The 10,381-nt window shown below is 73.9% G+C and carries 14 protein-coding genes; 8 read left to right on the forward strand and 6 right to left on the reverse strand.

The window, feature by feature from the left end; all coding sequences use genetic code 11:
• From E1284_RS41985 to E1284_RS33885, 3 genes are all read left to right on the forward strand, one after another.
• A partial coding sequence (locus E1284_RS41985; RefSeq protein WP_165965531.1) for a hypothetical protein occupies nucleotides 1-199 on the forward strand: 199 nt, incomplete at its 5' end.
• A gap of 219 nt (nucleotides 200-418) precedes the next feature.
• Complete coding sequence (locus E1284_RS33880; protein ID WP_131944244.1) at nucleotides 419-1,063, forward strand: dihydrofolate reductase family protein; 645 nt, start codon at nucleotides 419-421, stop codon at nucleotides 1,061-1,063.
• 113 nt (nucleotides 1,064-1,176) lie between these two features.
• Complete coding sequence (locus E1284_RS33885) at nucleotides 1,177-1,644, forward strand: hypothetical protein (protein ID WP_131944245.1); 468 nt, start codon at nucleotides 1,177-1,179, stop codon at nucleotides 1,642-1,644.
• 50 nt (nucleotides 1,645-1,694) lie between these two features.
• Here the strand turns inward: E1284_RS33885 and E1284_RS33890 are convergent, their stop codons facing one another.
• From E1284_RS33890 to E1284_RS33905, 4 genes are all read right to left on the reverse strand, one after another.
• Entirely contained in the window at nucleotides 1,695-2,351 is a 657-nt protein-coding gene (locus E1284_RS33890) for a hypothetical protein (RefSeq protein ID WP_131944246.1), read from the reverse strand.
• Nucleotides 2,348-2,698 (reverse strand): hypothetical protein, encoded by a 351-nt coding sequence (locus E1284_RS33895; RefSeq protein WP_131944247.1) that lies wholly within the window; start codon nucleotides 2,696-2,698, stop codon nucleotides 2,348-2,350. The genes E1284_RS33890 and E1284_RS33895 overlap by 4 nt, the downstream gene beginning before the upstream one ends.
• Nucleotides 2,695-5,205 carry a CHAT domain-containing protein gene (locus E1284_RS33900; protein WP_131944248.1) on the reverse strand — a complete coding sequence of 837 codons (2,511 nt, stop codon included), beginning with the start codon at nucleotides 5,203-5,205 and terminating at the stop codon, nucleotides 2,695-2,697. The genes E1284_RS33895 and E1284_RS33900 overlap by 4 nt, the downstream gene beginning before the upstream one ends.
• A 64-nt stretch (nucleotides 5,206-5,269) precedes the next feature.
• Nucleotides 5,270-6,121 carry an SAM-dependent methyltransferase gene (locus tag E1284_RS33905; RefSeq protein WP_243714910.1) on the reverse strand — a complete coding sequence of 284 codons (852 nt, stop codon included), beginning with the start codon at nucleotides 6,119-6,121 and terminating at the stop codon, nucleotides 5,270-5,272.
• A gap of 171 nt (nucleotides 6,122-6,292) precedes the next feature.
• Here E1284_RS33905 and E1284_RS33910 point away from each other — a divergent pair, with 171 nt between their 5' ends.
• Nucleotides 6,293-6,625: an SPW repeat protein gene (locus E1284_RS33910; protein ID WP_207924103.1), complete on the forward strand. Its 333-nt coding sequence runs from the start codon at nucleotides 6,293-6,295 to the stop codon at nucleotides 6,623-6,625.
• Between the two features lie 145 nt (nucleotides 6,626-6,770).
• On the opposite strand, the gene fdxA is transcribed toward E1284_RS33910, so the two are convergent.
• Complete coding sequence (gene fdxA / locus E1284_RS33915) at nucleotides 6,771-7,127, reverse strand: ferredoxin (protein ID WP_131944251.1); 357 nt, start codon at nucleotides 7,125-7,127, stop codon at nucleotides 6,771-6,773.
• A gap of 90 nt (nucleotides 7,128-7,217) precedes the next feature.
• Here fdxA and E1284_RS42690 point away from each other — a divergent pair, with 90 nt between their 5' ends.
• The gene (locus E1284_RS42690) at nucleotides 7,218-7,715 is read left to right on the forward strand and encodes a DUF2249 domain-containing protein (RefSeq protein WP_207924104.1); all 498 of its coding nucleotides are present in this window, start codon (nucleotides 7,218-7,220) and stop codon (nucleotides 7,713-7,715) included.
• A gap of 49 nt (nucleotides 7,716-7,764) precedes the next feature.
• Here the strand turns inward: E1284_RS42690 and E1284_RS33925 are convergent, their stop codons facing one another.
• Nucleotides 7,765-8,217, reverse strand: coding sequence for a hemerythrin domain-containing protein (locus E1284_RS33925; protein ID WP_131944252.1), 453 nt, complete (start codon nucleotides 8,215-8,217; stop codon nucleotides 7,765-7,767).
• 84 nt (nucleotides 8,218-8,301) lie between these two features.
• Here E1284_RS33925 and E1284_RS33930 point away from each other — a divergent pair, with 84 nt between their 5' ends.
• From E1284_RS33930 to E1284_RS33940, 3 genes are all read left to right on the forward strand, one after another.
• Complete coding sequence (locus E1284_RS33930) at nucleotides 8,302-8,655, forward strand: metal-sulfur cluster assembly factor (protein ID WP_207924105.1); 354 nt, start codon at nucleotides 8,302-8,304, stop codon at nucleotides 8,653-8,655.
• A 32-nt stretch (nucleotides 8,656-8,687) separates the two neighbouring features.
• Nucleotides 8,688-9,794: an NAD(P)/FAD-dependent oxidoreductase gene (locus E1284_RS33935; protein WP_165965532.1), complete on the forward strand. Its 1,107-nt coding sequence runs from the start codon at nucleotides 8,688-8,690 to the stop codon at nucleotides 9,792-9,794.
• Nucleotides 9,795-9,925: 131 nt separating this feature from the next.
• A complete protein-coding gene (locus E1284_RS33940; protein ID WP_131944254.1) occupies nucleotides 9,926-10,360 on the forward strand; it encodes a cold-shock protein in 435 nt (144 codons plus the stop codon).
• Nucleotides 10,361-10,381 lie beyond the last annotated feature (21 nt).

The raw sequence follows: 10,381 nt of genomic DNA on the forward strand, positions 1-10,381 counted from the left end.
CCCCCGCCCTCACTCTGACCAGCCCCACGCAGCAACGTTCGCCGACCTGCAAGACCGCTCCGGCGTCATCTGCTGGTGGGGCACCCACACGAAGGAGTGGTGGGCGCTCGTCCCCGGCGGCACGCAATGGCGGATCGTCAACGCCCCGAACCCCGAGGCCCTCATCGAGACCATCTTCAACGCTCGCGCCCGCCGCTGACCCTCAAGCCGCCGCCTCAGTCTCCGTGCTGCACACGCCGCGCTAGAGACGGTCCGTGATCTATCGTGAGCGGAGAGTGCCGGTTCGGTGTCCCGGCCTGGTCGTGCGAGCGGGCGCCGTGCTGCGCGCGTCCAGATCGGGTGCCGTCGCGGCGATGAGTCTGCGGGTGCCCGCAGGTCCACACCATCGACCGGGCAACGCCTTCATCGGGAGTAGATCATGGGCCTCATTCACATCGAGATGTTCGCGACCCTCGACATGGTCGGGCAGGCGCCCGGCGGTCCCGACGAGGACCCGGTGGGGTTCCCGTTCGGCGGCTGGCAGGCGCCCCTGATGGACGAGGTCGAGGGCGCGCAGGTCGGCGCGGCGTACGAGGGCACCGACGCCCTGCTGCTCGGCCGCCGCACGTACGACATCTTCGCCGCCTACTGGCCGCACCAGGAGGGCGGCCAGGACAACGACATCGCCACGCTCTTCAACAGCATCCCCAAGTACGTGGCGTCGCGCGGCAGGCCCGACCTCTCGTGGGCGGGGTCCACGCAGCTCGGCCCGGACCTGGGCGACGCAATCCGCGAGATCCGCGACCGGCACGAGCACATCAAGGTCGTCGGCAGCCTGAACCTGGTGCAGACCCTCCTGCGAGAGAGGCTCTTCGACCGCCTCGACCTCTGGGTGCACCCGATCGTGCTCGGCGTCGGGAAGAAGGTGTTCGACGGCGGCGCGGTCCCGGCGAACGTCACGCTCCTCGAACCGCCGACGGCCAGCCCGAAGGGGACGGTGTACCTGCGCTACGGACTCGCCGAGGGCACGCCCGGCACGGGAGACATGAGCGCACCCGACCGCGGCACTGAGCGCAACGGCTGAACCAGCCTCTACGAATTGCCCAGGGCAGCTCGCCGACGGGCGCCGACGCGAAGCCTCCGGTCGCTAAGATCGCGATGCCCGCGCAGATGCCGTCCCGACAAGGTGAGCCCCCCATGAGCGACGACGTCCTGTCGGTCATTCCGACGGACCCGCAGTGGCAGCCTGCCCGGCCGGCGGCCGAGCGCGCCGCCGGGCTCGCCGCGGACCTGGCTCCCGGCGTTCCCGGCGGCGTGGACGTCGACATCGACGTCACCTGGCACGACACCCTCACGCCCGTCGACTGCGGCGGCAATCTGGAGCGCATCGGCTGCCCGCACTGCGGCGGCCCGATCGACACCGAATGGTGGGCCGACCTGCTCGAATCCCACAGTGCGGACGGCTTCGCCACCTTGGCCGTGACGGTGCCCTGCTGCGGCGCCGCCACATCGCTGGACGTCCTGGACTATCACTGGCCGTGCGGCTTCGCCCGCTTCGAGATCGCGATCTGGAACCCCGAACGCACCTGGTTCGACGACGAGGACCTGGCCGCCATCGCCAAGGCGCTCGGCCACCCCGTCAAGCAGATCAGAGCCCACATCTGACCCGGGACGTCGCTCGGTGGCCGCCGGCGTCGGCTGAGCCCCCGCCGCCTTCACGGGCAGGCGGTGGGGACGCGCATGTTCTCTATCTGGGCAAAGGGAATCGTGGTCGGACGGGACGTCCCCGGTTGCTTCACGACGGCCGTCCGAGCGTCGGCGGAGGCCAGTTCGCCGCAGGCCGTCTTGGTGCCGGACGCGCCCGGCGGGCGGTAATCGATGCTGATCAGCGGCTTGGCGGGGTTCGCGGGCGCCCACCACCAGGTGAGCATGCCGGCCACCAGCAGGCTCAGGGCCGGGACGAGGAGCCAGCGGGCGTGCGTGAGCTGGACGGCGGCGCGCTGCGCCTGGGCCACGCGGAACGCGGTGACGGTGCCGTGGCGGGCGCGGATGTCGGCCAGCCGCACGAGGCCGGGCTCGCCGGCGGCGGCCTGCAACGCGCGCCACAACGCGGCGATGGCCAGCACCAGGCCGAGGCCGAGCAGGATCGTCAGCGTGAGGCGCCAGCGGACCGGCAGGTCGGCGGCCTTCTCCGGTCCCTTCAGCAGGAGCGCGGTCGTGACGAGGGTGACCAGGGCGGCCATGCCGGTGCGCCAGCGTTCGGCGCTCTCCCGGACGTTCCGGACGGACTCGGCGGTCAGCGCCGCGAACTCGTCGGCGTCGCGCATCGCGGCCGGGTCGGGGCCGCGGGCGGGCTTCGGCGGCGTCGTCATGGCGTCCGGACGGTCGCGGGGACCCGGTAGGCGATGCCGCAGCCCTTGCCGTTCTCGGGACGGTCGGGGTGCTCCCGCCCGCAGTCGCACCGCAGGTCGATCTCCTTGAACGCGGACTCGACCTCGCCGGCGCCGAGTGTGCCCCGCTCGGTGACGGCCGTGTGGACCTGGTCGTCGGTGAAGTCGTGCTCGCACCGGGGGCAGGGGCCGGTGACGACGCTGACCTCGACGCCGTCGACGACCTTCACCTCCGCCTTGATGCGGCCGGCGAGGAGGAGGTCGTACGCCTTCTCGGTCCAGGTGTAGTCGTACGCGTCGTCCGCGTTCCAGGGCATGGGCGTGGTCATCGGGCGTCCCCCTCGGTGTAGGCGCCCAGGCATACGAGCGGCGCCCAGTGGTAGAGGGCCTGGTCGCGCAGGGCGGGGTGCTTGAACAGGTTCTCGGACGCGTCCCGCACCGCTTCGGGCAGGGGCAGGCGGTCGAGGCGGTGCAGGATCCGGTTGACGAGCATGGTCGCCTCGGCGGTGTCGGCCAGCTCGTCCAGGCAGGACAGCACCTCGTGGCTGCCGCGCAGCAGCGACACCAGGCCGAACGAGACGGGGTCGGCGGGGATCTCTCCGGGCGGGGCGCCGCCCCAGCAGCACACCAGCGCGAGCCGCCGGGGCGGGCGGGCCGCCAGCATGTCGGCGAGCGGCAGCACCTCCCCGGGCGCGAGCTCCAGGTAGCCGGCGCCGCCGTTGTGGCGGCCGTGCGCGACGACGGCGAGCAGGTCGGGGCCGCCCTCCAGCAGCGCCGTCCGGACGTCGGACGGGCCCGACGCCGTCCGCCAGGCAGCCGCGGCCGCGAGCTGGTGGGCGGACAGGTCCGGGTTCCGCCAGGACATCCGCCCGCCCGTGGACGCCGTTTCCCCGGCCGTCCGGCGTACGAGGGCGCGGTGCACGGTCAGCGACGGGCAGAGCCTGAGCCGGGCGTGCCCGGCCAGGACGCGCCCGGACGGCAGCCGGACGGCGGGCCACGGCAGCCGCCACAGCGCGCCGATCGGCAGGACGACGAGGTCGGCGGGTTCGGTGCCGTCGAGGGCCTCGGCCAGGCCGGGTGGCAGGACGTCCTCCCAGGAGGGGCCGCGCACGGACGGGCCGAGGCGTTCCGCGACGGTCGGGGCCGCGGCGAGGTCGACCAGCCGGCGGAGATGCCCGGTCGCGGGGGCACGGCCGCAGGCGGTGGCCCCGGACGGGGCGCGCCACAGCCAGGCCAGTTCCGGCTCCGGCGTGCCGGTCAGGCCGTACCCGCAGAACAGGACGTGGCAGCCGGGCGGCACCGCGCCCAGCAGGTCGCCCGCCTCGGCAGGGTCGGCGGGCAGGTACAGGGCGGCGGCCGCGTCGTCGGCCTCGGCCGCGGCCTGGCCGGCGAGGCCCTCGCGCAGGGCGGTGGCGCCCAGCAGCCGTTTCACTCGCTCTTGCCGGGACGTCCCGTCCGCCGGCGGCAGTCTGCCGAGGAGGCGCTGGTCGGCGCGGGCCAGCATGTGGGCGGCGAGCCCGTCGGCCGGGACCCGGGCGTCCTGTTCCACCATCCCGGCCAGGCGCCGTCCGGCGAGGCATTCCAGCAGGTAGACGGTGGCGTCCAGGTCGGCGAGGTCGACCGCGCAGCGCAGCGCCGCCCCGTACATCCCGGTGAACCGGTTCCGGTACTCCACCTGGACGTCGTGGCGGCCGCTGCCCGCCCGCAGCCGCTCCAGCTCCTGGACCGACCGGACGCGTTCGGCCAGTTCCGCCGCCGGCCCGGCGTTGGCCCCGCGGCTCAGCGCGAGCCCGTCGAAGGCGCGGACGGTGCCGACGACGTCCTCCATGTCCCGGTACCCGTCCAGGGCCTCGCGGTAGCGGGCCTCGGCCGCCGTCCAGTCGCCCTGCTCCCTGGCCGTCCGGGCGAGGCCGTCCAGCGCGTTGAGCCGGCCGCGCCGGTAGCCGTGCCGGGCGGCCTCCCGCTCGGCCGCCCGGTACGCCTCCTCCGCCTCGCCGTACCGGGCGTCGGCCACCGCGACATCGCCGAGCTGCTCCAGGACGTTGACCCGTCCGATGACCGTTCCCGCCGCCTCGAAGTTGATCTCGGCCTCGCGCAGCATGTCGGCGGCGTCCCGCAGGCGACCTTCGCTCTTGAACACCGAGGCGAGCCGCTCGTGGACGTTGCCGAGGCCGATGGGCGAGCCGAGCCGCGCGAAGGCGCGGCGGGCCGCCCACATGTCCCGCCGCGCGGCGGGCAGGTCCCGCTGCCGCATCCTGGTCTCGCCGAGGCCGAGCAGCGCGTTGGCCCGGTAGGTGCGGTCGTCCAGCTCCGCCGCCAGCCGGGCCGCCTCCTCGAAGTGCGCGCCGGCCTCCACCAGCGCGGCCTTCACCATCAGCGCGTAGCCGCACGAGACGAGGGCGCGGACCAGGCCGGGACGGTAGCCGTCCGCGCGGGCGACGTCGATCGCCTCGCCGAACAGGTCGAGGCACCGGTCGTCGTCCAGCTGCCTGGCGGCGTCGCCCAGGCCGAACAGCGCGTGGACGGTGACGACCCTCAGCCGCGCGGAGTGCTCCAGGCCGGCCAGTTCGCGGAACGGCCCGGCGGCCTCGTTCGGGGAGCGGCCGAGAGCGGCGTCGCCCTCGTGCTCCAGCCGGACGATCTCCTCCCAGCTCGCCTCGTCGAGCGGCTCGCCGAGGGTCGCGGGCAGCACCGCCGACGCGTCGCGCAGATGCAGGTACCTCGACCGGAGCTCGACCCGCCCGGGGACCGGGAGGCCGTCGAGCGCGCGGTGGACGTCCGCGCGCTCCACCGCCCCCGTCCAGGCCCGGTAGAGGATGCTCGACACGTGGTCCATGCGCCCATCCTGGCCGCCGCGCACCGGCGGTAGGGGGCGGAACCGGCAGGTGTGCCGGACCTGGTCAGGCGGGTTTGACGGCGACGCCGCCGAAGGCGCCGGCCTGGGCCTGGGTGAGGGCGGCGTCGTGGGGGTTGCCGTCGGGGCGCCAGTCGGTGACCGGGACGACGCCCGGGTCGAGGAGGTCCCAGCCGGCGAAGAACCCGGTGACGCGGTCGCGGGTGCGCGGGGTCAGGTTCACCCCGCCGGCCCGGTAGGTGGCGACGACGCGCGCGGCCTCCTCCGGGTCGTCGACGAGGTCGGTGGTGGAGTGGGAGAAGATCATCACGCTGCCGGGGGGCAGGGCGGCCTTGTAGCGCTCCAGGATGTCGCCCGGCTCGTCCTCGTCCGGGACGAAGTGCAGGAGGGCCACGGTCAGCAGCGCGACCGGCTGCGTGAAGTTGATCAGCTCGCGCGTCTCCGGCGCGCCGAGGATCTTCTCGTGGTCGCGGAAGTCGGCGTCCAGGTAGGCGGTGCGGCCCTCGGCCGTCCCGGCGAGGAGGGCGCGCGCGTGCGTCAGGACGATCGGGTCGTTGTCGACATAGACGACGCGGGAGTCGGGGGCGACGGCCTGGGCGACCTCGTGGGTGTTGTCGGACGCCGGGATGCCCGTGCCGATGTCGAGGTACTGCCGGATGCCCATGCCGGCCGCGAGCCGGACCGCGCGGCCGAGGAAGCGGCGGTTCGCGCGGGCGCCGGTCGCCACGTCCGGGAAGATCTCCAGGACCTGCTCGGCGGCGGCGCGGTCGGCGGCGTAGTTGTCCTTGCCGCCGAGGTAGTAGTCGTACATGCGGGCCGAGTGCGGGACGTCGGTCCGCAGGTCGAGGGACGGTGCGCGGTCGCCCGGCCACTCGGATCGTGGATCGTTCTCCGCCACCGCAACCCCACCGATTCGCATGTTGTCCGACACAACCGATCTTCGCCGACATGCTATCCCTGCTCCCCCGTCCCACCGGGCACATCGGCCCATCTCGCCGAGTGTCGGGTCAGCACATCCATGAGTGCCGGTCAAGGCGGGGTCGTAAAAACGACCCCCGTCGCGCGGGGCGTGACCGGGGTGATCGCCCTCGCCGGCCTGTACCTGGCGGCGTCGCCCTGGATCGTCGGGTTCGGCGGGCGGACGAACCTCGCGGTCAACAACCTGATCATGGGGGTCGCGCTGGCCCTGCTGGCCGCCGGCTTCGCGTCCGCCTACGGCCGCACCCACACGATGACCTGGGCGGCCCCGGTCGTGGGGGTCTGGACGATCATCGCCCCCTGGGTGGTGGCCGGTGACATGGCGACGACCTCGACCATCTGGAGCAACGTCGTGGCGGGGGCGGTCGCCGTCGTCTTCGGCGCCGCCGCGATGGGCGTGGCGGTCATGCGCAAGAACGTCTAGACCGCGCGTTCGATCGGGTCCGGGCCGGCGTCCAGCGCCGGCCCGGACCCGTGTCCGGCGAGGCCGGCTGCGACGCGGGCGGGCGTCTCGCGGAGCCGGCTGCGGTCCGCGCAAGCGCCCGCGGGAGCGCCCGTGACGCGCGGGGTCAGGAGCGGCTCGCCTCTTCGCGCTTCGGCTGGGACGCGACCAGGGGCGTGTCGACCCCGATCGCGCCCAGCTTCGTGGCGCCGCCGGGCGTGTCGAGCGGCGCGTCGCGGCCGGGCAGCGTCTCGCTGAAGAACCGCGCGTTGTCCTCGCGGTAGGGCTCCAGGGCGGCCGGCAGGTCGTCCTCGTAGTAGATCGCCTCGACCGGGCAGACCGGCTCGCAGGCGCCGCAGTCGACGCACTCGTCCGGGTGGATGTAGAGCGAGCGCTCGCCCTCGTAGATGCAGTCGACGGGGCATTCGTCCACGCAGGCGCGGTCCATCACATCGATGCACGGCTCACCGATCACGTAGGTCACGGCTGTCTCCTCGGCGACGTTGATAGCGGAACCTATTTTGCACTACTGTCCTTGTATAAACAATCCAGGGTTGGACAAACCCGGAGGGAGGTGGGTCCGACGACCACGGCCGACCGCCCCGCCGCGGCCCCGGAACCGGTGGCGGCGCTCACCCGGCTGCTCTCGCGCGCGGTCCGCGCGCTCGGGCAGGCAGGGCATCCCGACCACGCGAGCCGGCTCGCCGCCGACGCCTGGTCGGCGCTGCGCCACGAGCATCCCGCCGAGGCCGAGCGCATCAACGGCGTCATGCACTACCTGGCCCGCCTGCCCGAGGGCGAACGACACGACACCGCGAAGGAGACCGCCATGACCGCTGAGGACCGTCCGCTCGACGTCCGCTCCGAGGCCCCCGCGCGCCGCCACACGCTCATCTTCGAGACGTGGACGGGCCTCGGCGCCGGGGAGGGCTTCGTGCTGATCAACGACCACGACCCGAAGCCGCTGTACTACCAGTTCGCCGCCGAGCACGACGGCGAGTTCACCTGGGACTACCTGGAGGAGGGGCCGGAGACCTGGCGGGTCCGCATCGGCCGCACCGCCGCCGCCTGAGCGGCGAGGAAGGGGCCCGGTCATCGCGACCGGGCCCCTTCGCCATGCCTCACGCGCCGGCACCCTGGCAGACCCAGCCCTCGGGGGTGCGGCCGGAGGCGATGAACCCGTGCAGGCGCTCGGCCGCCTCGGGCGTCAGCACCGCGTCCGCCTGCGGGTAGAGGATCGGCTCCTCCTTGGAGTTGTGCCGCTCCAGGATGGCGAGCAGCTCGCGCGCCGTGGCCTGCCCGGCCTCGCCGCCGAGCTCGCCCTCCAGCCGGTCCATCGCGCGCCAGATCTCACCGTGCTCGCGCAGCATCACGAACACCGGGGCCATCAGGCCGCCGTCCCGCAGCGGCGGGAACAGGAACTCCTCCTCCAGGTAGATGTGCCGGCGCAGCGCGTCCAGCGCGCGCTTGAGCGGCCCGGTCTCCTGCCCGCCGCTCGCCGTGAACGCCTCGATCCCCGCGTCGATCTCGCGGTGCTCGCGCTCCAGCGCCGCCGCCAGCGTCTCGCTCGCCATGTGGCCTCTCCCTCACTCCTCGGCTCTCCCTTGTTTTTATACAACAGGCTCTGTAAAAACTAGGGATGGAGAGGACGTGATGACATGAGCGAGCCCGCGACCACGGGACGGCCGATGACGGCATGGCTCGCCGGCACTCCCGACGAGCAGCTGCTCCGGGAGATGCTGCGCGAGGTCCTGGACCCCGAGCTCGGGGTCAACATCATCGACCTCGGCCTCGTCTACGGCGTCGGCGTGACCGACGGCGTGGCGCGCATCCGGATGACCATGACCACCCCGGCCTGCCCGCTCAACGACTACTTCGAGGACACGATCCGCACCACGCTGTGGGGCGCGCCCGGCGTCGACGACGTCGAGACCGAGTTCGTGTGGGACCCGGTCTGGGAGCCCGGCATGATGTCCGACGCCGCCAAGGAAATGCTCGGCTGGCGCGGCTGACGATCCGGTCCGGAGATGCGACGCTGGAGGGCGTGCGCATCCTCATCGTCGGCGGCGGGATCATCGGCGCCGCGCTCGCCGACCGGCTCACCGGCGGGGCGAACGCCGCCGAGGTGACGCTGGTCGAACAGGACCGGCCCGCCGCGGGCGCCTCCGGAGCGGGCTTCGCCTGGCTCAACGCCAACGACCCGGAAGACCCCGCCTACCATTCGCTGCGCGTCGCGGCGCTCGGCGCCTGGCGGCGCCTCGCGGGCGAGTTCGGCGACCCGGACTGGTTCCGCGTCTCCGGCAACACCGCCTGGGCCACCGCGGCCCCGGACCGGGACCGGCTGGCCGAGCGGGTCGCCCGGCTGTCCGCCCTCGGCTACCCGGCCGCGCTGGTCACCGCCGACCGGCTGCGCGGCATCGAACCGTCCCTGCGCCCGGCGGCCGGGGCGGTCATCGCCCACTACCCCGGGGAGGGCTGGGCGCACGGCCCCGGCGCCGTCGCGGCCCTCACCGCACGGGCCCGCGAGGCCGGAGCGCGGCTGGTCACCGGCTCCCCGGCGACCCGGCTCACCCTGCGCGGCGAGCGCGTCACCGGCGTCCGGCTCGGCACCGGCGAGGACCTGGCCGCCGACCTCACGGTCTGCGCGGCGGGCCGGCACAGCCCCGCGCTCCTCGCCACCGCCGGCCTCGGCCTGCCCCTGGTGGACGCCGAGGCGCCCGGGTCGTCCGCGCCCGGCCTCACCGCCACCACCACCCCGGCGCCCGGCCTGGTCAACGGGGTCGTCCACTCCCCCGGCCTCGACCTGCGCCCGACGCCGTCGCAGGGCCTCGTCCTGGAGGCCGCCGACCTGGACGGCGCCACCGACCTGGCGACTCCGGCGGCCGACCTCGACGCCCGCGGCGCCGAACTGCTCCGCCGCGCCCGCGCGCTCCTGCCCGGGTTCACGGCCGGCCTGGAGGCGGTGCGGCGCTGCGTCCGGCCGCTCCCGCTGGACGGGCGCCCACTCGTGGGGCGGCACCTGCCCGGTCTCTACACCGCCGTCACCCACAGCGGCATGACGCTCGGCCCCCACCTGGCCGACCTGATCGCCGCCGACCTGGACCACGGCGAGCCGGCCCTGGCCGCCTACCGCCCGGACCGGTCCGGCTAGGACGCCGCCGGGCCCGTCCGGCATCGGCCTCCCGCACGCCGGACGGCTCCTTGGCTACTCTGGAGGCAGACGGCCGGAACGACGTGGCGCGACCGGAGAGCCCACCGCGCATTCCGGTGCAGATGGTGCAGATGCGTTCGGTGAAGGATGTCGTCGTGGTACATGTGGGCAGGATCGCGCGGTTCGACGAGGTTCGCGGGTACGGGTTCATCACCCCCGACGAGGGCGGTCCCGACGTCTTCGTCCACGTGAACGATCTGAACGACGACAAGAGCCTCATCACCACCGGGACGTCGGTCGAGTACGAGCTCATCGACGGTGAGCGGGGCCTGAAGGCGTTCGACGTCAGCGTCATCGGCGACCGCCTCGTCTCCGGCGGCGGTGGCGGGCGCGTCTCCTCGGCCGACGACGAGGCCCTCTGCGACGTCCTCACCGCGACGGAACTCCGCATCGAGCTGACCGAGCTGATCCTCGACACCGTCCCGGACCTCACCGGCGCCCACCTCGTGAAACTCCGCGAGAGCCTGCTGTCCTTCGCCCGCAAACACGGCTGGAGCGAAGACTGACCCCGGCCGGCGCCCGTCAGG

Origin of the sequence: Actinomadura bangladeshensis (assembly GCF_004348335.1) — a bacterium.
In the GTDB taxonomy this organism is placed as follows: Bacteria; Actinomycetota; Actinomycetes; order Streptosporangiales; family Streptosporangiaceae; genus Spirillospora; species Spirillospora bangladeshensis.